General features: G+C 72.9%; 21 protein-coding genes. 14 read left to right on the forward strand and 7 right to left on the reverse strand.

Annotation, left to right across the window (positions count from 1 at the left end; genetic code table 11):
- The first annotated feature begins 224 nt into the window (after positions 1-224).
- Together ACFWBB_RS07935 and ACFWBB_RS07940 are read left to right on the forward strand one after the other, a co-directional pair.
- Positions 225-1,148, forward strand: a complete 924-nt coding sequence (locus ACFWBB_RS07935; RefSeq protein WP_385268474.1) for a HipA family kinase — start codon at positions 225-227, stop codon at positions 1,146-1,148.
- Between the two features lie 50 nt (positions 1,149-1,198).
- Positions 1,199-1,513, forward strand: coding sequence for a SelT/SelW/SelH family protein (locus ACFWBB_RS07940; RefSeq protein WP_385268476.1), 315 nt, complete (start codon positions 1,199-1,201; stop codon positions 1,511-1,513).
- Between the two features lie 22 nt (positions 1,514-1,535).
- On the opposite strand, the gene aceB is transcribed toward ACFWBB_RS07940, so the two are convergent.
- The gene (gene aceB, locus ACFWBB_RS07945; RefSeq protein WP_385268270.1) at positions 1,536-3,170 is read right to left on the reverse strand and encodes a malate synthase A; all 1,635 of its coding nucleotides are present in this window, start codon (positions 3,168-3,170) and stop codon (positions 1,536-1,538) included.
- 183 nt (positions 3,171-3,353) lie between these two features.
- Positions 3,354-3,965: an NTP transferase domain-containing protein gene (locus ACFWBB_RS07950; RefSeq protein ID WP_385268272.1), complete on the reverse strand. Its 612-nt coding sequence runs from the start codon at positions 3,963-3,965 to the stop codon at positions 3,354-3,356.
- A 191-nt stretch (positions 3,966-4,156) separates the two neighbouring features.
- Here ACFWBB_RS07950 and ACFWBB_RS07955 point away from each other — a divergent pair, with 191 nt between their 5' ends.
- Entirely contained in the window at positions 4,157-4,471 is a 315-nt protein-coding gene (locus ACFWBB_RS07955; RefSeq protein WP_385268274.1) for a DUF5955 family protein, read from the forward strand.
- 62 nt (positions 4,472-4,533) lie between these two features.
- Here the strand turns inward: ACFWBB_RS07955 and ACFWBB_RS07960 are convergent, their stop codons facing one another.
- Positions 4,534-5,331, reverse strand: a complete 798-nt coding sequence (locus ACFWBB_RS07960) for an IclR family transcriptional regulator (RefSeq protein ID WP_385268276.1) — start codon at positions 5,329-5,331, stop codon at positions 4,534-4,536.
- A gap of 258 nt (positions 5,332-5,589) precedes the next feature.
- Here ACFWBB_RS07960 and allB point away from each other — a divergent pair, with 258 nt between their 5' ends.
- Positions 5,590-6,927 (forward strand): allantoinase AllB, encoded by a 1,338-nt coding sequence (allB, locus tag ACFWBB_RS07965; protein ID WP_385268278.1) that lies wholly within the window; start codon positions 5,590-5,592, stop codon positions 6,925-6,927.
- A 77-nt stretch (positions 6,928-7,004) separates the two neighbouring features.
- Complete coding sequence (gene alc / locus ACFWBB_RS07970) at positions 7,005-8,120, forward strand: allantoicase (RefSeq protein ID WP_385268280.1); 1,116 nt, start codon at positions 7,005-7,007, stop codon at positions 8,118-8,120.
- Between the two features lie 103 nt (positions 8,121-8,223).
- Here alc and ACFWBB_RS07975 read toward each other — a convergent pair whose 3' ends face one another.
- A complete protein-coding gene (locus ACFWBB_RS07975; protein WP_385268282.1) occupies positions 8,224-8,970 on the reverse strand; it encodes an SDR family oxidoreductase in 747 nt (248 codons plus the stop codon).
- Positions 8,971-9,067: 97 nt separating this feature from the next.
- Here ACFWBB_RS07975 and ACFWBB_RS07980 point away from each other — a divergent pair, with 97 nt between their 5' ends.
- Positions 9,068-9,877, forward strand: coding sequence for an AIM24 family protein (locus tag ACFWBB_RS07980; RefSeq protein ID WP_385268284.1), 810 nt, complete (start codon positions 9,068-9,070; stop codon positions 9,875-9,877).
- A gap of 211 nt (positions 9,878-10,088) precedes the next feature.
- Here ACFWBB_RS07980 and ACFWBB_RS07985 read toward each other — a convergent pair whose 3' ends face one another.
- Together ACFWBB_RS07985 and ACFWBB_RS07990 are read right to left on the reverse strand one after the other, a co-directional pair.
- Positions 10,089-10,475 (reverse strand): ribonuclease domain-containing protein, encoded by a 387-nt coding sequence (locus ACFWBB_RS07985; protein WP_385268286.1) that lies wholly within the window; start codon positions 10,473-10,475, stop codon positions 10,089-10,091.
- Positions 10,476-10,585: 110 nt separating this feature from the next.
- Complete coding sequence (locus ACFWBB_RS07990) at positions 10,586-10,786, reverse strand: hypothetical protein (protein ID WP_385268288.1); 201 nt, start codon at positions 10,784-10,786, stop codon at positions 10,586-10,588.
- A gap of 200 nt (positions 10,787-10,986) precedes the next feature.
- On the opposite strand from ACFWBB_RS07990, the gene ACFWBB_RS07995 reads away from it, so the two are divergent.
- The 3 genes from ACFWBB_RS07995 (at position 10,987) to ACFWBB_RS08005 (ending at position 14,354) form a co-directional block, all read left to right on the forward strand.
- On the forward strand, positions 10,987-12,249 hold the full coding sequence (locus tag ACFWBB_RS07995) for a histidine kinase (RefSeq protein ID WP_385268290.1): 1,263 nt from the start codon (positions 10,987-10,989) through the stop codon (positions 12,247-12,249).
- A 116-nt stretch (positions 12,250-12,365) separates the two neighbouring features.
- On the forward strand, positions 12,366-13,103 hold the full coding sequence (locus ACFWBB_RS08000) for a response regulator (protein ID WP_385268293.1): 738 nt from the start codon (positions 12,366-12,368) through the stop codon (positions 13,101-13,103).
- A 66-nt stretch (positions 13,104-13,169) separates the two neighbouring features.
- Positions 13,170-14,354 carry a cytochrome P450 gene (locus tag ACFWBB_RS08005; protein WP_385268295.1) on the forward strand — a complete coding sequence of 395 codons (1,185 nt, stop codon included), beginning with the start codon at positions 13,170-13,172 and terminating at the stop codon, positions 14,352-14,354.
- Positions 14,355-14,607: 253 nt separating this feature from the next.
- On the opposite strand, the gene ACFWBB_RS08010 is transcribed toward ACFWBB_RS08005, so the two are convergent.
- Complete coding sequence (locus tag ACFWBB_RS08010; RefSeq protein ID WP_385268297.1) at positions 14,608-15,624, reverse strand: Gfo/Idh/MocA family oxidoreductase; 1,017 nt, start codon at positions 15,622-15,624, stop codon at positions 14,608-14,610.
- A 129-nt stretch (positions 15,625-15,753) separates the two neighbouring features.
- On the opposite strand from ACFWBB_RS08010, the gene ACFWBB_RS08015 reads away from it, so the two are divergent.
- The 5 genes from ACFWBB_RS08015 to ACFWBB_RS08035 all read left to right on the forward strand — a co-directional run bounded on the left by ACFWBB_RS08015 (position 15,754) and on the right by ACFWBB_RS08035 (position 24,055).
- On the forward strand, positions 15,754-16,491 hold the full coding sequence (locus ACFWBB_RS08015; protein WP_385268478.1) for a GntR family transcriptional regulator: 738 nt from the start codon (positions 15,754-15,756) through the stop codon (positions 16,489-16,491).
- Positions 16,492-16,726: 235 nt separating this feature from the next.
- Positions 16,727-17,875, forward strand: a complete 1,149-nt coding sequence (locus tag ACFWBB_RS08020) for an ROK family glucokinase (RefSeq protein ID WP_385268299.1) — start codon at positions 16,727-16,729, stop codon at positions 17,873-17,875.
- A 69-nt stretch (positions 17,876-17,944) separates the two neighbouring features.
- The gene (locus ACFWBB_RS08025) at positions 17,945-18,538 is read left to right on the forward strand and encodes a sugar kinase (protein WP_385268480.1); all 594 of its coding nucleotides are present in this window, start codon (positions 17,945-17,947) and stop codon (positions 18,536-18,538) included.
- 139 nt (positions 18,539-18,677) lie between these two features.
- Positions 18,678-21,512 carry a DEAD/DEAH box helicase gene (locus ACFWBB_RS08030; RefSeq protein ID WP_385268482.1) on the forward strand — a complete coding sequence of 945 codons (2,835 nt, stop codon included), beginning with the start codon at positions 18,678-18,680 and terminating at the stop codon, positions 21,510-21,512.
- Positions 21,512-24,055, forward strand: coding sequence for an SWIM zinc finger family protein (locus ACFWBB_RS08035; RefSeq protein ID WP_385268301.1), 2,544 nt, complete (start codon positions 21,512-21,514; stop codon positions 24,053-24,055). The genes ACFWBB_RS08030 and ACFWBB_RS08035 overlap by 1 nt, the downstream gene beginning before the upstream one ends.
- Positions 24,056-24,363 lie beyond the last annotated feature (308 nt).

Genomic DNA, 24,363 nt, shown 5'->3' on the forward strand with positions numbered 1-24,363 from the left:
GCGCAAGGCGCTGCTCGGGGCTCTTCATCGGGATCATCCTAGGCGGAGCCTGTGACAAGGGCTCATCGACGGTGTCCGTGAGGGGTACGGGCGTGGTCGTGCCCGTGTTCACCCCGCTCCCCGCCCGAACGCGACGGTGGCTCGGTCACTCCTGGTCGGCTGTCCCGCCTGGTTACTATGTTCACTTCGTGCCGGAGGCTGGAAGCGACAGTGGGGCCTTGGAAATGCTGAGAGAGGTCACCGCAACCCGCTACGTCGAGCCCCTGCGGTCCGGCGGCTCCGTCCCCGGCATCGTCGAGGCCGACGACCTGGGCACCTACGTCGTGAAGTTCACGGGCTCCGCGCAGGGCCGCAAGGCGCTCGTCGCCGAGGTGATCGTCGGTGAGCTGGCACGCGCCCTCGGACTGCGCTTCCCCGAACTGGTCCTCGTGCACTTCGACCCGGCGATCGCGGAGCACGAACCGCACCAGGAGGTACGGGACCTGCACACCGCCAGCGCGGGGCTCAACCTCGGGATGGACTTCCTGCCGGGCGCCGAGGACTTCACCCCGGAGGTCGCCGCGTCCTGGCCGGTGGAGCCGCTGGAGGCCGGGCGGATCGTCTGGCTGGACGCCCTGACCGTGAACGTCGACCGTACGGTCCACAGCTCCAACCTGATGGTCTGGCCGACGTTCGGCACCGTCCCGCCGCGGCTGTGGCTGATCGATCACGGCGCCGCCCTCGTCTTCCACCACCGCTGGGAGGGCGCCGACCCCGGGAAGGCGTACGACTTCCGTCACCACGCGCTCGGGCACTCCGCCCCGGACACCCGAGCCGCCGACGCCGAACTGGCGCCCCTGGTGACCGAGGAGCTGCTGCGCCGGATCGTGGCGGAAGTACCGGACGCCTGGCTGGCCGACGAAGAGGGGTTCGCGTCCCCGGACGCGGTCCGGGAGGCGTATGTGCGGTACCTCCACGCGCGTGTGGAGGCCTCCGCGGCCTGGCTGCCCACCGACTTCCCCGCGCCGGAGGAGCTCGCCGCCGACGAGGCCCGTCGCGCGGCGAGGACGCGGCAAGGACGGCCCGACTGGCTCAAGCGGGTCCCCGACCTGCACGGCAAGCCGGCCGCGGAACAGGATTGGTCGGTACACCTCGGACGAGCGAACTGAGCGACGTGAGCGATGTGGGCGACATGAGTGACCTGAGTGACACGAGCGGCCTGAGTCAGCCGAGTGATTCCAGTGAGCCGGGTCGGTCGAGTCAGCCGAGTCGGCGTGTCGAGATCGAGTACTGCACCCAGTGCCGTTGGCTGCCCCGCGCGGCCTGGCTGGGGCAGGAACTGCTCACGACCTTCGAGACCGAGCTGACGGAGCTGGCCCTCAAACCCGGCAGTGGCGGGGTCTTCGTCGTCCGGGTCGACGACGAGGTGGTCTGGGACCGCCGCGAACAGGGCTTCCCGGAACCGACGGCGGTGAAGAGGCTCGTACGCGACCGAGTGGCCCCGGGAAGGTCCCTGGGCCACTCGGACAGGTGAGCGTTCGGGTCCGGGCCGGCGCTCAGCCCTTGAGCTGCTCGTACGCCGGCAGGGTGAGGAAGTCCGCGTAGTCGTCGTCGAGCGAGACCGTCAGCAGCAGGTCGTGGGCCTGCTGCCAGTGGCCGGCCGCGAAGGCCTCCTCGCCGATCTCCTCGCGGATCGCCGCCAGTTCCCGGGCGGCGACCTCGCGGGCCAGCTCGGGCGTGGCCCTGACCGTGTCGCCGGCGTGCTCGAACTCCACCCCCGCGTTGATCCACTGCCAGATCTGCGAGCGGGAGATCTCGGCGGTGGCCGCGTCCTCCATCAGGTTGAAGATGGCGACCGCGCCGAGGCCGCGCAGCCAGGCCTCGATGTAACGGATGCCGACCTGCACGGCGTTGACCAGGCCCTGGTAGGTCGGCCTGGCCTCCAGCGAGTCGACGGCGATCAGATCGGCCGCCTTGACGTCGACGTCCTCGCGGAGCCGGTCCTTCTGGTTCGGCCGGTCGCCGAGCACGGCGTCGAAGGAGGCCATGGCGATCGGCACCAGGTCCGGATGGGCCACCCACGACCCGTCGAAACCGTCGTTCGCCTCGCGGTCCTTGTCGGCCTTCACCTTCTCGAAGGCGACCTTGTTGACCTCCTCGTCGCGGCGGGACGGGATGAAGGCCGCCATGCCGCCGATGGCGTGCGCGCCGCGCTTGTGACAGGTGCGGACGAGGAGTTCGGTGTACGCCCGCATGAACGGGGCGGTCATGGTGACCGCGTTGCGGTCCGGCAGGACGAACCTGGGCCCGCCGTCACGGAAGTTCTTGACGATGGAGAACAGGTAGTCCCAGCGGCCGGCGTTCAACCCCGAGGCGTGGTCGCGGAGTTCGTAGAGGATCTCCTCCATCTCGTACGCGGCCGTGATCGTCTCGATGAGCACGGTGGCGCGGACGGTGCCCTGTGGGATGCCGACATGATCCTGCGCGAAGACGAACACCTCGTTCCAGAGGCGGGCCTCCAGGTGCGACTCCGTCTTCGGGAGGTAGAAGTACGGGCCCTTGCCGAGGTCGAGGAGGCGCTGGGCGTTGTGGAAGAAGTAGAGGCCGAAGTCGACGAGGGCGCCGGGGACCTGACGGCCGTCCGCGTCGACGAGATGACGCTCGTTCAGATGCCAGCCGCGCGGGCGCATGACGACCGTGGCGAGTTCGCCGTCGGCCTTCAGGGCATACGCCTTGCCGGATCCCGGGTCGGTGAAGTCGATGTTCCGGGTGTAGGCGTCGGCCAGGTTGACCTGACCGAGGACGACGTTCTCCCAGGTCGGCGCCGAGGCGTCCTCGAAGTCCGCGAGCCAGACCCGGGCGCCCGAGTTGAGGGCGTTGACGGTCATCTTGCGGTCGGTCGGGCCGGTGATCTCGACCCTGCGGTCGTTCAGGGCCGCGGGGGAGGGGGCCACCTTCCAGGAGTCGTCCGCGCGGATCGCGGCGGTCTCCGGGAGGAAGTCGAGCGAGGAGGTGCGGGCGATCTCGGCCCGCCGCCGCGCGCGACGGGCCAGGAGCTCGTCACGGCGCGGGGTGAACCGCCGGTGCAGTTCGGCCACGAAGGCGAGCGCCGCCTCGGTGAGGACCTCCTCCTGCCGTGGCAGGGGCTCGGCGTCGACGATGGCCAGCGGGGACGGCGCTGGTGCGGACATGAGCGGTCACTTCCTTCAGCGTTGGCACCGGGTGCCAGTCGAACCGGGTACGGCGGGCGCGGCCCCGGACGGGCCGGGTCCTTCTGAACGGTGGATACTAGTTTCCTCATCGTGGAAGTTCAATGATTTGTTGATGTCGGGACTCTCCGCGTCGAGGCAAGGTGGCGCTCGGTGCCAGGTCCCTCACTCGAGGTGGGCGAGATCCTGCGGGGTGTCGATGTCGAACGGGCGGGCCACGTCCGCGCACTCGACGAGCGTGAGCGCCTCCCCGTGCTCCTTCAGATAGGCACGTGCCCCCCGGTCGCCGGTGGCAGTCACCGCGATGCCCGCCCAGTGGGCGGCCCCGAACAGGACGGGATGGCCCCGTACGCCGTCGTAGGCGGCGCAGACGAGCGAGGACTCGTCCTCGTACGCGGCGAGCACCCGGGCCACGGCCTCCGGCCCGATTCCGGGCTGATCGACGAGGAAGGCCAGCGCGGCACGCGCCCCCGTCCCGGCGAGTGAGCCGAGCCCGGCCCGCAGCGACGTGCCCATGCCCCGCTCCCACTCGGGATTCGTCACGATCACGCACCCCTCCAGCCGCGCCCGCTCCCGTACGGCGTCGGCGGCGGCCCCGAGGACCACGTGCACCCGCGCGCAGCCCGCCGCGCGCAGTACCCCGACCGCGTGTTCGACGAGTGGCCGCCCCCGGTGTTCGAGCAGTGCCTTGGGGTGCCCGCCGAGCCGCCGGCCCCCGCCCGCCGCGAGAAGCAGGCCGACCACCTGGTCCGCGGCCCGTTCTTCCTTTTGCGTCATACGTCCTGCATACCTGACCCGGCGGCGACGGCACGGTTTCCAGGGGCTGAATTTCGGTACGCGCAGTGGCGCACGCCGCATCGGGTGGCGTTTACTGACCCGCGCGTCCTGCGGTGGCCGGTCGGCGCCAAGGGAACGCGGGTCGGGTGAAGCGCGCACTCGCGCTCAGCGGAGCGCGAGGGGGGAGAGCTGTGTTGCGGAGCTTGGGGCAGAGGGCAGTGACCAGCAGCGGCGAGGACCAGAGGGTGGTGGAACTGCGGACCGCGGTGTCCCGGTTACGCCGCGAACTGGCCACGCACCCGGCCGAGTTCCCGGACCGGGTCATCGCCGAGGACGAACTCGCCGCGCTCGCCGCGATGGTGACCCACGGCACCCCCGAAGTCCCCCGGCTGCGCCGGTCGTTGCTGCTGATCGCGGGCGCCATCGGCTCGGTGAGCGCACTGTCCCGGAGCCTGTCGGACGTGCGCCGTGCCGTGGATCTGTTCGGGGATGCGCCCCGCGGTTGAGCGGTGGCCGGGGCCGCGCTCGGACCTGACCCACCGGCCCCGGGCCGGGCCGGGAGGCGGCTCTAGACCGCCGGCCCCGGGGTCGTCAGCGCCTGCGACAGTTCCACCGCCACCTGCTGCAGCACCGGCACGATCCTCTCCGTGGCCGACTCCGTGACGCGGCCCGCCGGGCCGGAGATCGAGATGGCCGCGGCGGTGGGGGAGTCCGGCACCTGCACCGCCAGGCAGCGGACACCGATCTCCTGCTCGTTGTCGTCGACCGCGTAACCGGCGTGCCGCACGTCCGCGAGGGCCGCGAGGAAGCCCTCGGGGGTGGTGATCGTCTTGTCGGTGGCGGCGGGCATGCCGGTGCGGGCGAGCAGGGCGCGCACCTCGGCGTCCGGGAAACCGGCGAGCAGTGCCTTGCCGACGCCCGTGGAGTGCGGCAGGACCCGGCGGCCGACCTCGGTGAACATCCGCATCGAGTGCTTGGACGGCACCTGCGCCACGTACACGATCTCGTCGCCGTCGAGCAGCGCCATGTTCGCCGTCTCGCCGGTCTCCTCGACCAGGCGGGCCAGGTAGGGGCGGGCCCACGTGCCCAGCAGCCGGGCGGCGGATTCGCCGAGCCGGATCAGCCGGGGGCCCAGCGCGTAGCGGCGGTTGGGCTGCTGGCGGACGTAGCCGCAGGCCACCAGGGTGCGCATCAGGCGGTGAATGGTGGGCAGGGGCAGCCCGCTGCTCGCGGACAGCTCGCTCAGACCGACCTCGCCGCCCGCGTCCGCCATCCGCTCGAGCAGATCGAAGGCGCGCTCGAGGGACTGGACCCCTCCGCCGGTGGACTTGGCGGAGTCGGTGGTGCTGGCGCTGGACGTCGGCACGGCGCGTTCCTTTCGAAACTGGCGGGAAGGGCTGAAGCCTACCCGGCGGTCGGTTGACTCCTCGTTTGTGCGTAGCTGCGTTCTGCTGGGCGGAATATTAATTCCATTATATGGAAACGTCTAGGGTGGCGGCAGTGGGTGCATTGAGAGGGGGCGCGCCCTTGACGACGTGGAGGAGGGAGGGAAGACTCCTTCAACAGAACGTTGAATTCCGTTGCGCGGAAGTTTCCGCCAAGTAAACGGAAGAGAGGGGTCCGGGTGTCCGACGCCGAACTGGTGCTGCGCTCGACGCGCGTCATCACTCCCGAAGGGTCACGGCCCGCCGCGGTCGCGGTCGCCGACGGCCGGATCAGGGCCGTCCTGCCCTACGACGCGCCCGTCCCCGAGGGCGCCCGCCTGGAGGACTTCGGCGACGACGTCCTGCTGCCCGGACTGGTCGACACCCACGTCCACGTCAACGACCCCGGTCGCACCCACTGGGAGGGCTTCTGGACCGCCACGCGCGCGGCGGCGGCCGGCGGCATCACCACCCTCGTCGACATGCCCCTCAACTCCCTGCCGCCGACCACGACGGTCGACCACCTCCGGATCAAGCAGGAGGTCGCCGCCGACAAGGCGCACATCGACGTCGGCTTCTGGGGCGGCGCCCTGCCCGGCAACGTCAAGGACCTGCGCCCGCTGCATGATTCCGGCGTCTTCGGGTTCAAGGCGTTCCTCTCCCCCTCGGGCGTGGACGAGTTCCCGCACCTCGACCAGGACCGGCTCGCCCGCTCCCTCGCCGAGATCTCCGGATTCGGCGGCCTGCTGATCGTGCACGCCGAGGACCCCCACCACCTCGACGCCGCCCCCCAGCAGGGCGGCCCCCGGTACGCCGACTTCCTCGCCAGCCGTCCCCGTGACGCCGAGGACACCGCCATCGCGAACCTGATCGCGCAGGCGAAGCGCCTCCACGCGCGCGTGCACGTGCTGCACCTCTCCTCCGGCGACGCGCTGCCGCTGATCGCCGCGGCCAAGGCGGACGGCGTGCGCATCACGGTCGAGACCTGCCCGCACTACCTGACCCTGACCGCCGAGGAAGTCCCCGACGGCGCCAGCGAGTTCAAGTGCTGTCCGCCGATCCGCGAGTCCGCCAACCAGGACCTGCTCTGGCAGGCCCTGGCGGACGGCACGATCGACTGTGTGGTCACCGACCACTCACCGTCCACGGCCGACCTCAAGACGGACGACTTCGCGACGGCGTGGGGCGGCATCTCCGGGCTTCAGCTGAGCCTGGCGGCCGTGTGGACAGAGGCCCGGCGGCGGGGCCACGGACTGGACGACGTCGTCCGGTGGATGTCCACGCGCACGGCCGCCCTGGTGGGCCTCTCCCGCAAGGGCGCGATCGAAGCGGGCCGTGACGCCGACTTCGCCGTCCTCGCCCCCGACGAGACCTTCACCGTCGACCCGTCATCCCTCCAGCACCGCAACCGCGTCACGGCGTACGCCGGCAAGACGCTGCACGGCGTCGTGAAGTCGACCTGGCTGCGCGGCGAACGGATCGTCGCCGACGGCGAGTTCACCGAGCCGAGAGGACGGCTCCTCACCCGCACCCCCTGAGCCGGACGAGCGCCCGAACGCCCTCCTGGTTCCCCCGCACCCGCACCGGCCGACCCCGAAAGGCAGACCAGATCACCGTGACGGCGACAGAGAACTTCACCGGCGACGCGAACCCCTACGGCGGCGGCGACCCGTACGCGGACTACCGCACCGCAGACTTCCCCTTCACCCGGCACGTCAACCTCGCCGACCGGCGGCTCGGAGCCGGCGTCGTCGCCGCCAACGACGAGTTCTTCGCCCAGCGCGAGAACCTGCTGGTGCCCGGGCCCGCCGAGTTCGACCCGGAGCACTTCGGCCACAAGGGCAAGATCATGGACGGCTGGGAGACGCGCCGCCGCCGGGGTGCCTCCGCCGGCCATCCGTGGCCGACCGACGAGGACCACGACTGGGCGCTCGTCCGCCTCGGCGCGCCCGGGGTGATCCGGGGCATCGTCGTCGACACGGCCCACTTCCGCGGCAACTACCCGCAGGCGGTGTCGGTCGAGGGCGCCTCGGTGCCGGGCTCCCCGTCCCCCGGGGAACTCCTCGGCGACCATGTGAAGTGGACGACGCTGGTCCCGCGCACGCCGGTCGGCGGCCACGCGGCGAACGGTTTCGCCGTGTCCGTGGAGCAGCGCTTCACCCACCTGCGGGTCAACCAGCACCCCGACGGCGGCATCGCCCGCCTGCGCGTCCACGGGGAGGTCGTGCCCGATCCGCAGTGGCTGACGGTGCTCGGCACCTTCGACGTCGTCGCCCTGGAGAACGGCGGCCGGGCCGAGGACGCCTCCGACCTCTTCTACTCACCGGCGAGCAACACCATCCAGCCGGGCCGCTCCCGCAAGATGGACGACGGCTGGGAGACCCGGCGCCGCCGCGACCGGGGCAACGACTGGATCCGCTACCGCCTGACGGCCCAGGCGCTGATCCGCGCGCTGGAGATCGACACGGCGTACCTGAAGGGCAACAGCGCCGGCTGGGCCTCGGTGTCGGTCAAGGACGGCGAGAGCGGCGAGTGGACCGAGATCCTCCCGCGCACCCGCCTCCAGCCCGACACCAACCACCGCTTCGTCCTGCCGGCCCCGGCGGTCGGCACCCACGCGCGCGTGGACATCTACCCCGACGGCGGCATCTCCCGCCTCCGCCTGTTCGGCTCCCTCACGGAGGCGGGCACGGCGGCGCTGACCGCCCGCCACCAGGAACTCGGCGGCTGAGCCGGCCGCCGCTCCCGGGCACCCCACGGCGGGGGCGGGGTGTGCCCGGGAGCGGCGAGGGCGGTTCCGCGCTGCCGGAGAGGCCTGGCCCGAGGCCCGAACCTCAGGCCGCGTGCCCGCCGTCCACGGCGAACTCGGCGCCCGTGACGTACGCGGCCCCCGCCAGGTGGGCGACCGTCGCGGCCACCTCCTGCGCCGTGCCGAACCGGCCCAGTGCGGTCATCGTCGCCTGGCCGGCCGCGTGCGGTCCGTCCGCAGGGTTCATGTCCGTGTCGATCGGGCCGGGGTGGACGAGGTTCGCCGTGATCCCGCGCGGGCCCAGTTCCCGGGCGAGAGCCTTGGTCAGACCGATCAGGGCCGCCTTGCTCATCGCGTACAGCGTGCCGCCGGGACCGGGCACCCGCTGGGTCATACAGGTGCCGATGGTGATGATCCGCCCGCCGCCCGCCATCCGCGCGGCGGCCGCCTGCGAGACCAGGAACACCCCGCGCACGTTGACGGCGAGCACCCGGTCGACGTCGGAGAGGGCGAGCCCCTCCAGCGGACCGAGGACGCCGACACCCGCGTTGTTCACCAGCACATCGAGACCGCCCAGCGCCCGGACCGTACGGTCCACCGCCCCGGCCGCCTCCTCCGGGTCCGCCGAGTCCGCGCGCAGGGCCACCGCCCGCCGTCCCAGCGCCTCCACGGTCCTTACGACGTCCTCGGCCGCCTCCTTGCCGTTCACGTATGTCACCGCCACGTCCGCGCCTTCGCCCGCGAGCCGCAGGGCGGTGGCCGCCCCGATGCCACGGCTGCCGCCGGTCACGAGGGCCACCTTGCCGTTCAGTGTCCTGTCGGTCGTTGTCATGGGTCCATCCCAGCGGCCGGCGTCCCGCGGCGCTGGCGGCGAACGGACGTCGACATGCCCCCGGAACTCTTTCCTCCGCCTCCCGCGTTCTCCCTCTGTGACTCTTCAGCAAGAAATCGTCGGCAACGCCATGCAGATGGCGGTCGTCAGCCTGTCTCCCGGCCAGACCGTGTACTGCGAAGCCGGGAAGTTCCTCTTCAAGACGACGAACGTGACCATGGAGACCCGCCTGGGCGGCCCCTCCGGCGGCGGTCAGCAGCCGCAGGGCGGCGGTGGCATGGGTGGCATGCTGCGCCAGGCCATGGGCACGGCCATGCAGGCCGGCCAGCGCGCCCTCGCGGGCGAGTCGCTGGCGTTCCAGTACTTCACCTCCCAGGGCGGCGAGGGCACGGTCGGCTTCGCGGGCGTGCTCCCCGGCGAGATGCGCGCCCTGGAGCTGGACGGCACGCGCGCGTGGTTCGCCGAGAAGGACGCGTTCGTGGCCGCCGAGTCCACCGTCGACTTCGGTATCGCCTTCCAGGGCGGCCGCACCGGCATGAAGGGCGGCGAGGGCTTCGTCCTGGAGAAGTTCACCGGCCGGGGCACGGTGATCATCGCGGGGGCCGGTAACTTCATCGACCTCGACCCGGCCGACTTCGGTGGCCGCATCGAGGTCGACACCGGTTGCGTGGTGGCCTTCGAGGAGGGCATCCGGTACGGCGTCCAGCGGGTCGGCGGCCTCAACCGCCAGGGGATCATGAACGCCGTGTTCGGCGGCGAGGGCCTGTCCCTGGCCACCCTGGAGGGCAGCGGCCGCGTCATCCTCCAGTCCCTCACCATCGAGAGCCTCGCCAACGCCCTGAAGAAGGCACAGGGCGGCGACAAGCAGGGCCCGACCGGCGGCCTCTTCTCGACGAACGCGGGCTGAACAGCTCCAAGTGCAGTGCAGGTAGTGCAGTGCAGTGCACTCCCGGACGACGGTTGGCCGTGCGGGGCGCTACCGCCGACCCGGCCGGACGTGCCTCGCCCCGCGGCCGAAGGCTGTGGGGGGACCGCGGGGCGAGGGTCTCAGGAGCGGTCGAGCGGTCGAGCGGCGAAGCGGCGAAGCGGTTGTGCGGTGAAACGGTCGAAGGTGTCGCTCAGCAGCCGTAGTTGATCAGGTTGAAGGTGACGTAGTGGTCCGCGGTGTAGTAGTCCTCGTCGGTCTTCTTCCCGGTCACGACGCGGCGTGCTCCGCGGGTCGAGGAGCCGGGTGTCTTCACCGTGTACTCGTGGTAGTAGCTGGAGCTCTGGCTGGGCAGGACGCCTTCCCGGTTCTGGAAGACGGCCCCGTCCTGCGAGTACGGGAACGGCCCGCCCTGCTCGATCAGTTCGAGCGTGTCGTACGCCTGGGAGGGCAGTTTCGTGTAGCAGACGCTGCCGACGGCGGCGTGGGCGGTGGTGGCGGAGACGGTACCGCCGACGAGGAGGGCGGTCAGGGCGGCGGCCGAGACGCCGGTACGAGTGATCCGTGGGGGGAATCTCATGAGCTCATGATGACGCGCGTAGACCGTGTCATGTCAATGACAAGGTGACGGAATTTGCCGTCGGGTCCAAGAAGTTCTCACGGTGTTAACCGGAGGTCCGGGACCTCCGCTCAGCCCGGCTTCCGGCTCTCCGCGGCGGCGAACAGGGCGAATGCCGGCACGAGGAGCGCGACGCTCGGGTGCACCTCGTGGCCGTCGAGGAAGCCGAGGCGCTGCACCAGGCCCACGTGCCATCGGGTGAACTCGTGCGGCAGGCCCGGGACGCCCTGCGACAGAGCGAGGAAACCGACTACTCCCAGCAGTTCCCTCACGCCCGGGACTCTCGCCCCGCGGCTGCCCGTGCGCCATCGGCCGCGGGTCGGGACCTGTCCGACGGAAGACTGCGGGCCGGCGGTCCGGCCGCGCCGAAAGTAGGCGGCTGCACGACCTCGGTCGGTTGTTCCCGCGCTGCGGCAGGGAATCCCGTCCACGGAGAGGTGTCGCACCCCTCCGCTGCGTAGATTTGTCGACCATGAGGGCAGACGACAGCGCGGCACCGGTGGCGCCGGGGTTCACCGAACGCCGATGGCTGCTGCCGTCGGCCGTGGTCGCGGAACTCGCCCCGGACACCGACCGCCCCGGCCGGCCGCACCGGCGCACCGCACGTGACTGGGTCGTCGACTTCTGCTGTTTCCTCCTGGCCGTCGCCGTCGGGCTGGCGGTCGCGGACTCCTTCCCCGGCGAACGGGACCTCCCCGACGTCGTCGCCGCCGCCGACCAGCTGCTCGGCGCCCTCGCCTGCGCGGCGGTCTGGCTGCGCAGGCGGTGGCCCCTGGGCCTGGCGATCGCGATGGTCCCCCTCGGCTTCCTGTCGACCACCTCCGCCGGTGCCTGCACGGTCGCCCTCTTCACCCTCGCCGTGCACCGGCCGTTCCGGTACGTGGCCTGGGTGGGCGGCGCCCAGATCGCCGTGATCCCGCTGCTGGCCTGGGCCCGCCCCGACCCCACCCTGGCGTACGGGCCCTCGGTGGCGTGGAGCGTGCTGTTCACCGTCACGGCCATCGGCTGGGGCATGTTCGTACGGTCCAAGCGGCAGCTGATGCTGAGCCTGCGCGATCGCGCCCGGCGCGCCGAGACGGAGGCCCGGCTGCGCGCCGAGCAGGCGCAGCGGCTGGCCCGTGAGGCCATCGCCCGGGAGATGCACGACGTCCTTGCCCACCGGCTGACCCTGCTCAGCGTGCACGCGGGCGGGCTGGAGTTCCGCCCGGACGCACCCCGCGAGGAGATCGCGAGGGCGGCCGGTGTCATCCGCGAGAGTGCCCACGAGGCCCTCCAGGACCTGCGGGAGATCATCGGCGTCCTGCGGGCCGCCGAACCCGACGACGCGGGCCGCCCCCAGCCGACGCTGGCCGCCCTGGACACACTGGTCGCCGAGTCCCGCGAGGCCGGCATGAAGGTCACCCTCGACCAGCGCGTCAGCGACGCCGGAGCCGTCCCCGCGTCCGTCGGCCGCACCGCCTACCGCATCGCCCAGGAGTGCCTCACCAACGCCCGTAAACACGCCCCGGGCGCCGAGGTCGCGGTCACCGTCACCGGCGGCCCCGGCGAGGGACTCGCCGTGACCGTGCGCAGCCCGGCCCCCGAGGGTGACGTACCGCCCGTCCCCGGCTCCGGCCAGGGCCTGATCGGCCTGACCGAACGAGCCACCCTGACCGGAGGCCGGCTGGAGCACGGGACATGGGGGCACGGGGGGTTCGAGGTACGGGCGTGGCTGCCGTGGCCTGCGGCGCCTTGAGGCGGCCGTGCCCGCAGCCGCCGGCCCTGTCCGGGGCGGCACCCGTCCGCCGCCGCTCGGCCGGACTGCCGCGAACCGTGAACTCGGCCGCCCGCAACCGTGATTACGTAAGGCCCATGACTGCGATCAGACTCCTCCTCGTCGATGACGATCCCCTGGTGCGGGCCGGTCTGGCTTTCATGATGGGGGGTGCCGACGACATCGAGATCGTCGGTGAGGCCGCCGACGGCGGCGAGGTCGAGGGGCTCGTGGAGCGCACCCGCCCCGACGTGGTCCTGATGGACATCCGGATGCCGGCCATGGACGGACTCGCCGCCACGGAACGGCTGCGCGGGCGCGCGGACGCCCCGCAGGTCGTGGTGCTCACGACCTTCCACGCCGACGAGCAGGTGCTGCGCGCGCTGCGCGCGGGTGCCGCCGGGTTCGTCCTCAAGGACACCCCGCCCGCCGAGATCCTCGACGCCGTGCGCCGGGTGGCGGCCGGCGATCCCGTCCTGTCGCCCACGGTCACCCGGCAGTTGATGGACCACGCGGCCGGGACGGCGGCCGGGACCGCGGCCGACAGCCGGCGCTCTCACGCGCGCGTGCGCCTCGCGGCCCTGGGGGAGCGCGAACGCGAGGTGGCCGTCGCGGTCGGCCGGGGACTGTCCAACGCGGACATCGCCGCCGATCTGTTCATGAGCGTCGCCACCGTGAAGGCCCATGTCTCCCGGCTCCTGGCCAAGCTCGGCCTCAACAACCGGGTGCAGATCGCCCTGCTGGCCTACGACGCGGGGCTGCTGGAAGACACGGGGGAAGGCACCGGAGGGGCGGAACGGGCGAGCGGCGAAGAGGGGCGGCGCGGCGGGCACTAGGCGGGAGCCCCGCTCGTTGGATGCGTGACGGGATCGTCGCGGGGTGTGACCGGAGGGGGAGAGGCAATGGCCGAGGTGGTCGATCTGGGGGAGTTCGGCGACGGCTTCCGGAGGGACCCGCATCCGGTCTACGCGCGACTGCGCGAGCGCGGCCCGGTGCACCGGGTACGGCTGCCCGCGCCCGACGCGCACCACGAGACCTGGCTCGTCGTGGGTCACGAGGAGGCGCGCGCGGCGCTCACCGATCCCCGGCTGGCCAAGGACTCCGCACGGATCGGCACCACGTTCCTCGACGAACAGCTGATCGGCAGGCATCTCCTGACCGCCGACCCGCCGCAGCACACGCGCCTGCGCGCGCTGGTCTCCCGCGCCTTCACCCTGCGCCGCGTGGAGGAACTGCGGCCGAGGATCCAGCGGATCACCGACGACCTGCTCGACGCGATGCTGCCGCACGGCCGCGCCGACCTCGTGGAATCGCTGGCCTATCCGCTGCCCCTGACGGTCATCTGCGAGCTCCTCGGCGTCCCGGAGACGGACCGCACGGCGTTCCGTGAGCTGTCGGGCGAGGCTGTCGCGCCCACCAGCGCGGAGACCGAGCACGACGCGTTCGTACGGCTCGGCATGTATCTCACCGAGCTGATCGAGGACAAGCGGTGCGCCGGGCCGAGCGGCGACCTGCTGGACGACCTGATCCGCACCACCGGGCAGGACGGCGACCGGCTCTCACCCGGCGAGCTGCGCGGCATGGCGTTCATCCTCCTCGTCGCCGGACACGAGACCACCGTCAACCTGATCGGCAACGCCGTCCACGCCCTGCTCACCCACCCGGATCAGCTGGCCGCCCTGCGTGCCGACATGTCCCTTCTCGACGGCACGATCGAGGAGGCCCTGCGCTACGAGGGGCCGGTGGAGAACGCCACGTTCCGGTTCGCCGCCGAACCGCTGGAGATCGCCGGCGTGTCCGTCGCGCGGGGCGAGCCGGTGATGATCGGCCTGACCGCGGCCGGCCGTGACCCGGCGCGCTATCCGGCCCCCGACGACTTCGACATCCGCCGCGAGAGCCGGGGCCACCTGGGATTCGGTCACGGGGTGCACTACTGCCTGGGCGCCCCGCTGGCCCGCCTGGAGGCACGCACGGCGATACGGTCCCTGCTCGACCGCACCCCTGCCCTGGCTCTCGACGGCCCGCCCGGCGAGTGGCTGCCCGGCCCGCTGATGCGCGGCATGCGCAGCCTCCCGGTGCGCTGGTAGGCACGGCCGCCCGCAACCACCGGCGGACCGGCGGCAGGCAAACACGCGCCCCGGGCGGCGGGCGTTGTGCCGGGTTCCTGTTCCCGGAGTCGGGCGTTGTGCCGGGTGCCTGCTCCGGATCTGGGTGCCTTGCCGGGTGCCCGAGTCGGGGCTTTGCCCGGTGCCTGGCGCCCGAGGTCGGGCGCCGTGCCGGGTGCCTGCCCGGAGCCGGGTACCTTGCCGGGTGCCCGGGCGCCGTCCGCGCAGGCACTGCTCAGCGCGTCTCCGCGGTCGCCGGAATCTCCGTGAGCCACACCGCCCTGCGGTCCCGGCGGGACACCTCACAGGCCTCGGCGATCCGCAGGGCCTGGAGCGCCTGGCGGCCGTCGCAGGGGTTGACCCGCTCGCCCCGCACGACGTCGACGAAGGCGTTCAGCTCCGCCTCGTAGGCAGGCTCGAACCGCTCCAGGAACCCCGTCCACGGTTTGTCCGCGGCCGGTGGACCGGTCGGCTCCGTGGACGCGATCGGGGTGCGGTCGTCCAGGCCCACGACGATCTGGTCGAGCTCCCCGGCCAGCTCCATGCGGACGTCGTAGCCCGCCCCGTTCAGCCGCGTCGCCGTCGCCGTGGCGAGGGTGCCGTCGTCGAGGGTGAGGACCGCGGCCGCCGTGTCCACGTCCCCCGCCTCGCGGAACATCGCGGGCCCGGCGTCGGACCCGGCGGCGTACACCTCCGTCACCTCGCGTCCGGTCACCCAGCGCAGACAGTCGAAGTCGTGGAGAAGTGCGTCCCGGTAGATCCCGCCGGACACCGGCAGCCAGTCGGCGGGCGGCGCCGACTGGTCGGAGGTCAGCGACCGCACGGTGTGCAGACGTCCCAGCCGCCCCGAACGCACGGCTTCCCGGGCCCCGGTGTACCCCGCGTCGAAGCGGCGCTGGAAGCCCATGTGCAGGATCGTTCCGGCGGTCTCCACCTCGGCTATCGCCTGTAAGGTGCCCGCCAGATCCAGGGCGATCGGCTTCTCGCAGAAGACCGGGAGGCCGGAGCGTGCTGCCCGACCGATCAGTTCGGCGTGGGCCGAGGTCGCCGTCGTGATCACCACGGCGTCCACGCCCCAGCGGAAGATCTCGTCCACCCCTGGGGCGGCCGTCTCGCCCAGCCGATACGCGAGCTCCTGAGCCCGTCCGTGGTCCGCGTCCGTCAGGATCAGGGATCCGACCTCGCGGTGACGGCTGAGTGTGTTCGCATGAATGGTGCCTATGCGGCCCGTCCCGATGACCCCGATGCGCATGAAACAAAAGTGACGTCGCAGGCCGCATGCTGTCAATGCGCATGTCCGGACAATCGAACTGCACAACTTCCCGTCAACCGGCCACGGAGCTACGCTCGGCCCGTGCCGAAACCAGAAGTGGACCCGACCGTGCAGCTCGAACTCCGTGTGGACCGAAGCTCGCCGGTGCCGTTGTACTTCCAGCTGGCCCAGCAGTTGGAGGCGGCCATCGAGCACGGAGCGCTCACCCCCGGCAGTCTGCTGGGCAACGAGATCGAGCTCGCGGCACGGCTCGGCCTGTCCCGGCCGACCGTCCGCCAGGCGATCCAGTCGCTCGTCGACAAGGGCCTCCTGGTCCGCCGCCGGGGTGTCGGTACGCAGGTCGTGCACAGCCAGGTCAAGCGCCCGCTGGAGCTCAGCAGCCTCTACGACGACCTGGAGGCCGCAGGCCAGCGTCCGGCGACGACGGTCCTGATCAACACCGTGGTCCCGGCGTCCGCCGAAGTCGCGGCGGCGCTCGCGGTGGCCGAGGGCGGCGACGTCCACCGGGTGGAGCGGCTGCGGCTGGCGCACGGGGAGCCGATGGCGTACCTGTGCAACCACATCCCCTCCGGCCTGCTGGACCTGGACACCGAACAGCTCCAGGCCACCGGCCTGTACCGCCTGATGAGGGCCGCCGGGATCACCCTGCACAGCGCCCGCCAGTCCATCGGCGCCCGCGCCGCCACCACCGCCGAGGCCGAGCGGCTCGCCGAGACGGAGGGCGCCCCGCTGCTGACCATGCAGCGCACCACCTACGACGACACCGGCCGGGCGGTGGAGTTCGGCGACCACATCTACCGGCCGACCCGCTACTCCTTCGAGTTCCAGCTGCTCGTACGTCCCTGAGGGCCGTGCGGACCGGGCGCCGGTCCTGGTCGCATTGTCCGGACAATGTGCTCGCATGTCCGGACAAGGTGAGTGATGGGTGTTCCGGGGTGAGCGACAGGTCTTCCCCGGCCGGGGACGTGCGTTCGCATGCGGACGCGACCGGCCACTACACGCCCGCGTGCGGGCGAGGCCGCGCGCCCCCTCCGCCGCCCGGCTCGGCACCCGGCGGGAGGGTGAGGCAGAATCGGCGACGATGAGCACCTACGGCAACTTCACCGCCCCCATCGGCTCCCGCCGCGCCACCGCACTCCGCACCGTGGGCACGAGGGAGCGCCGTTCGCACCTCACCGCACCCCGAGTGCCGACGGTCGGCATCGACATCGGCGGTACCAAGGTGATGGCGGGGGTCGTCGACGCCGACGGCAACATCCTGGAGAAGGTCCGCACGGAGACCCCGGACAAGTCCAAGAGCCCGAAGGTCGTCGAGGACACCATCGTCGAGCTCGTCCTGGACCTGTCCGACCGCCACGACGTGCACGCGGTCGGCGTCGGCGCGGCCGGCTGGGTGGACGCCGACCGCAACCGCGTCCTGTTCGCGCCCCACCTGTCCTGGCGCAACGAGCCCCTCAGGGACCGTCTGTCCGACCGTCTGGCGGTTCCCGTCCTCGTCGACAATGACGCCAACACCGCCGCCTGGGCCGAGTGGCGCTTCGGCGCGGGCCGCGGTGAGGACCACCTCGTCATGATCACTCTCGGCACCGGCATCGGCGGCGCGATCCTGGAGGACGGCCAGGTCAAGCGTGGCAAGTACGGCGTCGCCGGCGAGTTCGGTCATATGCAGGCGGTGCCCGGCGGCCACCGTTGCCCGTGTGGCAACCGCGGCTGCTGGGAGCAGTACAGCTCGGGCAACGCGCTGGTCCGGGAGGCCCGCGAACTGGCCGCCGCCGACTCCCCGGTCGCCTACGGGATCATCGAGCACGTCAAGGGCAACATCGCCGACATCACCGGCCCGATGATCACCGAGCTGGCCCGCGAGGGCGACGCCATGTGCATCGAGCTGCTCCAGGACATCGGCCAGTGGCTCGGCGTCGGCATCGCCAACCTGGCCGCCGCCCTCGACCCGTCCTGCTTCGTGATCGGCGGCGGCGTCTCGGCCGCCGACGACCTGCTGATCAGCCCCGCGCGCGACGCGTTCAAGCGCCAGCTCACCGGCCGCGGCTACCGCCCCGAGGCCCGCATCGTCCGCGCCCAACTGGGCCCCGAGGCCGGCATGGTCGGCGCCGCCGACCTGGCCCGTCTGGTCGCCCGCCGTTTTCGGCGCGCCAAGCGCCGCCGCGTGGAGCGCTTCGAGCGCTTCGAACGGTTCACGGAGGCGGCCCGCCGGACCCAGGACACGGTATGACCCATGTACCGCCCCGTCGCCAGGACACCGCATGACCGCCGCACCACCCCGCACGACCCGGGACACCGCATGACAGCATCGCTGCCCCGCCAGGCCGCGCCCCCCGACGAGCCGCCCCGCCCGCCGGAGGACCGCCGGCACGTGATCCGCCGCAGGGCGCTCACCCTGCTGATCATCGTGCTGCTCATCGGCGTCCCGGCCGGCTACCTGGTGATCTCCGCCAACCAGAGCCGTGACAGCGGAAAGGACAAGGAGGCCAAGTACTCGGCCACCGGCCTCACCGAGGGCTGGCCCTCGAAGGTCCAGCGCCGCCTGTACCAGGTGCCGATCCCGCACCCCTCGAACCAGGTCGCCTACTACGAGACGAACAACTGGAAGACCAGCCGTCTCTACGCGCAGTTCCAGACCACGCAGGCCGGCCTCGCACAGTTCCTCGCGGAGATCGGCGTCAGCAGGGCCGATCTGAAGAAGGGCGACATCACGATCAGCGCCCGCGACCAGGAGGTCACCGGCTGGAAGTTCACGGGTCCCGGCTCCCGCCCCGGCGACGACTTCGGGATCGTCCACGAACAGAAGAAACCCATGCCGACGCTGGACGTCGTGGTGAACACCGGCAACGCGATCTACCCCTTCGTCTACGTGGTCTCGCGCACGGTCCCCTGACCGGTCCCCGCCCGGTCCCCGCACGGCCGGGACGCGGCGTCCCGGCCGGCCGCCGGAGCCGATTGTCAGACCCCGCCCGTAGAGTCGAAGACGACTGATCCGACACACGGGCGGGAGGTGGACACAAGGCATGAGCGTCATGACCCAGGGCACGGCAGCGGCCGGGCCCGGTTCCGTCTCCGTGCGACTCGCCGCCGTCTTCCTGCCCGCGCCCCTCCCGCGCGAGGGCCGCGTCGCCTTCTGGGACCCGGCGGACGGCGCCCTGCCCGGCGCGGCGGACGCGGAGCGCACCGAGCTCACCGTCGTCCGGCGGCACGGCTCCTCCATCCGCCGCGATCAGGCTCCCGCCCTGTCCCTGCCGCTCGACAAGGCGCTCCCGCTGCTCGTAAGGGCCCGCCGCGACCCCGCCGCCCACCCGGCGACCGCCTGCTGGGGCGCGGCGGCGCTGCACGCGCTGCGGCTCACCGCCCGCGGCCGCCTGCTGCCCGGCCTGACGCCCGCCGGACACGACGCCTGGCGGGCGGGCCCGCTGGACCCGGAGGACATCGCGCACCTGCGCGCGGTCGCCGCCGCGCTCCCGTACGAGGGACACGCGGTACCGCTGCCCGGCGCCGGGCCGCTCCGGCTGCCCCGGCCCGAGGCCCTGATGCGGGCCTTCCTGGACGCCGTGGCGGACACCCTGCCCCGCACCCCGGCCGCGCCGTACGCGTGCGGGAGGCCCTTCGCGGACCGCCGGCCCCAACGGCTGCCCGGCGCGCACGACTGGGCCGCGGAGGTCGCCGCCGGCATGGACGCGGGCGTGCGGGTCTCGCTCCGTCTCGACCTGTCCGCCTACGACATGTTCGACCGGTTCGACGACGGCGAGCGGGCGCGCAGGGCGGGCGCCGCGATCGTCCAGGTGCACAGCCTCGCCGACCCCACCCTGATGACCGACGCGGCGGCCCTGTGGGCGGGCGAGGCGGACGCCGCCTTCGGAGCACGCGCCCGTGTGGACGCGGCCCTCGCCGTACGGCGCGCGGCCCGCGTCTGGCCGCCCCTGGCCCGGCTCGCCGAACAGGACACGCCGGACGTCCTGGCCCTGTCCGAGGACGAGCTGAACGATCTGCTCGGGGTGGCGGCCACCCGTCTCGCGGCGGCCGGGGTCGCCGTGCACTGGCCGAGGGACCTGGCGCAGGACCTCAGCGCGGCCGCGGTGGTGCGGCCCGCGCCCGGCTCGGCGACCGACGGCACCGGCTTCTTCGAGAGCGAGGAACTGCTCCAGTTCCGCTGGCAGCTGGCGCTCGGCGGCGACCCGCTCAGCGAGGCCGAGATGGACACGCTGGCCGAGGCCCACCGCCCGGTGGTCCGGCTCCGCGACCAGTGGGTCCTGGTCGACCCGGCGCTCGTGCGCAAGGCCCGCAAGCGGGAACTGGGCCTGCTGGACCCGGTGGACGCCCTGTCCGTCGCCCTGAGCGGCACCGTGGAGGTCGACGGCGAGAGCGTCGAGGCCGTCCCCGTCGGCGCCCTGGCCGCCCTGCGGGACCGCCTCACCACCGGAGTGCGGCCCGCGCAGCCGCCCGCCGGCCTGGACGCCACCCTGCGCGACTACCAGCTGCGCGGCCTGGCCTGGCTGGACCTCATGACCTCGCTCGGCCTCGGCGGCTGTCTCGCCGACGACATGGGCCTCGGCAAGACGATCACGGTCATCGCCCTGCACCTGAAGCGGGCCCGCACCGAACCGACCCTGGTGGTCTGCCCGGCCTCCCTCCTGGGCAACTGGCAGCGCGAGATCAACCGCTTCGCACCGGGTGTCCCCGTCCGCCGCTTCCACGGCCCCGACCGCAGCCTGGCGGACCTCTCCGGCGGCTTCGTCCTCACCACGTACGGCACGATGCGCTCGGCGGCGACCGCCCTGGCCGGACAGCCCTGGGGGATGGTCGTCGCGGACGAGGCCCAGCACGTGAAGAACCCCTTCTCGGCGACCGCGAAGGCACTGCGCACGATCCCCACCCCCGCGCGCGTGGCCCTGACCGGCACCCCCGTCGAGAACAACCTCTCCGAGCTCTGGGCCCTGCTCGACTGGACGACACCGGGACTCCTCGGCCCCCTGAAGTCCTTCCGCGCCCGGCACGCGCGCGCGGTCGAGAACGGCGAGGACGACTCTGCGGTGGAGCGCCTCGCCCGGCTGGTACGCCCGTTCCTCCTGCGCCGCAAGAAGTCCGACCCCGGCATCGTGCCCGAGCTGCCGCCGAAGACCGAGACCGACCACCCGGTGCCGCTCACCCGTGAACAGGCCGCGCTGTACGAGGCGGTGGTACGGGAGTCCCTGCTGGCCATCGAGACGGCGGACGGCATCGCCCGGCGCGGCCTGGTGCTGAAGCTCCTGGGCGCGCTCAAGCAGATCTGCGACCACCCGGCCCTGTACCTCAAGGAGGAGGCCGCCTCCGTCGGCGACGCCCTGGCCGCCCGCTCCGGCAAACTCGCCCTGCTGGACGAACTGCTGGACACGCTGCTCGCCGAGGACGGCTCCGCCCTCGTCTTCACGCAGTACGTCGGCATGGCCCGCCTCATCACCGCCCACCTCGGCGCCCGCGCGGTCCCGGTCGAGCTGCTGCACGGCGGTACTCCGGTACCGGAGCGGGAGCGGATGGTGGACCGTTTCCAGGACGGCGTGACCCCGGTGCTCGTCCTCTCCCTCAAGGCCGCGGGCACCGGCCTCAACCTCACCCGCGCGGGCCATGTCGTGCACTTCGACCGCTGGTGGAACCCCGCGGTGGAGGAACAGGCCACCGACCGCGCCTACCGCATCGGCCAGACCCAGCCGGTCCAGGTGCACCGGCTCATCACCGAGGGCACGGTCGAGGACCGCATCGCCGAGATGCTCCAGGCGAAGCGCGCCCTTGCCGACGCGATCCTGGGCTCCGGCGAGTCGGCCCTCACCGAACTCACGGACCGTGATCTGTCCGACCTGGTCAGGCTGCGGAGGGAGGCGTGATGGGCGAGACGGAGAAGGACAGGACCGCGACGGAGGACGCCGTCCCGGCCGAGGCACCTCAGGAGGAGGCCACCAGCCCGGCCGACGAGGCACGCCGTGCGCTGCGGGCGGCTCGGGAGCGGTCGCAGGAACAGGAGCCGGCCCGCGAGTCGTCGGAACAGCCCGGATACCCCACCCCCAGACCAGCAGACGCGGCCCGCGCCGCCCTGCGCCGTACGGCGGGCATCGCGCGCACGCCGGGCATCGCGCCCGCGCCGGACCCCACCTCCACGCCGGAATCCGTACCCGAGTCCAACCCGACCCCCATGCCGGGATCCATCCCTGCGCCGGGTTCCGTGCCCGAGGCGGGGTCCGCGCGTACGGCGGGGTCCGCGTCCACGCCGGGCACACAGCCCGTGCCGGACTCCATCCCCACGTCGGGTTCCGTGCCTACGGCGGGCAGCGCGCCCGCGTCAGACTCCACCCCCACGCCGGAACCCGCGTCCACGGCGGACACCGTCACCGTGCCGGACCCCACCGCCGTGGAGCCCGCCCCCGCAGCGTCCGCCGACCCCGCAGGGGCCTCCACACCACGGGAGGACGCCTCATCGGGGGACGCCCCGCCCAAGGACTTCCCACCGGCAGACGCCGAGTCGCTGGCGCCACAGGCCGCTCCCGGCTCGCGGCCCGGGGACATCGCCCGGGAGGCCCTGCGTGCCGCACGCGCGCAGGTGCGGCAGGGCGCGGCCGAAGGCCGGGTGCCGACAGGCCACAAGTCGGCGCGCGGCGGCCACCGCCCCCGCACCGACGCACATCCCCCCGAAGCCCGGCGGCCCAACCGCACACGTGACCCTGTCGCCGAAGAACGGGCGCGAGTCGTAAGGGAGTTGCTCGCGGGCGCCTTCCAAATGCCGTCGGAGGACTCGTCCGAGCCCGAGGCGGCCCCCGGTAACGCGGCGGCACCCGAGGCGGCCCCCGGTAACGCGTCGGCACCCGAGGCGGCCCCCGGTAACGCGTCGGCACCCGAAGCTGCCTCCGGTAACGCGTCGGCACCCGAGGCGGCTTCCCGTGACGCGGTGGAGGCCGAAGCGGCCCCCAGTACCCCCGGTATCGCGGCGGCGCCCGAGGCGGCCGCCCGCAACGCGGCCCCGCCGGCCACTCGTAACGCGGCGGCGACCGAGGCGGCCCCCCGCAACGTGACCGCGCCGGAGGCGAGTTCGACCTCCTCCGTCGCTCCGGGCGGCGCGGCTTCCGCGCATTTCCTGGCTTCCGAACCGCACCACGAACCGCACCACGCCCCCCGTTCCATGGCCGCCCCCGCACGCGACGGCGACCATCGTCGTACCTTTCCCGCCTTCCCCCCGCGCGCCGGCGGGTCGTTCGCCGGGACCTGGTGGGGCAATGCCTGGGTGACCGCTCTCGAGGAGGGTGCCCTCGACCCCCAGCGTCTGGTCCGCGGACGCGGCTACGCGGAGCAGGGAAACGTGGACGCGATCACCGTCACCCCCGGGCTCGTCCTGGCGTACGTGCAGGGCAGCCGCCCGCGCCCCTACCGGGTACAGGTGCGACTGCGCACCCTCGGCAACGAGGACTGGGAGCGTTTCCTGGAGGCGGCTGTCGAGCGCCCCGGGCACATCGCCGCGCTGCTCGACAAGGAGATGCCCGAGTCCCTCGCCGAGTGCGGGGTGCCGCTGCTGCCCGGGCCCGGCGACCTCGAGCCGCAGTGCAGCTGCCCCGACCGCGGTCACCCCTGCAAGCACGCGGCCGCCCTCTGCTACCAGACCGCGCGGCTACTCGACGCCGACCCGTTCGTACTCCTCCTGCTGCGCGGCCGGGGCGAACGCGAGGTGCTCGACGCGCTGTCCCGCCGTAACGCCACCCGTGCGGCCCGTGCCGCACAGGAGCAGGAACCGGAACCCCTGCCGAGCGTGCGGGCCGCCGAAGCCCTCGCCGAACGCCGGCTGCCGCCGCTGCCCGCCCCGTTGCCCGTGCCCCCGCACCCCGAGCAGCCCCCGGCCTACCCGTCCGCTCCGAACGGCCCCGACTCCTTCGCGCTGGACCACCTCGCCACCGACGCGGCCGCCCGCGCCCACGCCCTGCTGGCCACCGGCCACGACGAGATCGGCGAACTGGACCTCTGGCGGGACGCCGTACGGCTGGCCGCGTCCCGCCCCGGTTCCGGACTCACCGTCTCCACCCGCGCCCTCTACGCCGCGCTCGCCTCCGCCGTCGGGCGCACCCCTTCCGAACTGGCACGCGCGGTGGCCGCCTGGCGGCAGGGCGGGCCGGACGGGCTCACCGTCCTGGAGGAGACCTGGGATCCGCCGGCCGGACGCTTCGACCGGGCCCGACCGCTCCTCCTCGCCGCCGACCTGCCCGCCTTCCGCCCGAGCCGCAACCACCTCACCCACCCCCGCGGCCACGTCCAACTCCGCTTCGGCCGCAATGGGTTGTGGTACGCGTACGAGTCGGAACCGGGCCACGACGACTGGTGGCCACGCGGCACCCCGGACCCGGATCCGGTCGGCGCGCTGACCGGCCTGGGCGGCTCGGACGAGTTCTGAACCCAGCCCCGCGACGAACTCTGACCCGGCGTCGCGAAGAGTGCCCCGCCCCGCCCCGCACCGCCCTGATCGCCGCTCGCTGCCCGCCCTACTCCCAACTCGCCCGTTCCACGCCCCCTTTCGCCTGCCGCCTCGTAGCATGGCGCCCGTGACCCTCGATGACCACCGCCCCGCCCCGCGGTACCGCGCGCTGCTCTCGCGCGGCTGTTGTTGATCCTCACCTCACCCCTCTCCGCCCTCCCGCCGTGGACGCGCGGCGCCTTCTGACGCCCTGATCGCGCCCCGGCCCAGGCACCCCGCCCCCGGAA

This window comes from Streptomyces sp. NPDC060000 (assembly GCF_042737375.1).
Taxonomy (GTDB): Bacteria; Actinomycetota; Actinomycetes; order Streptomycetales; family Streptomycetaceae; genus Streptomyces.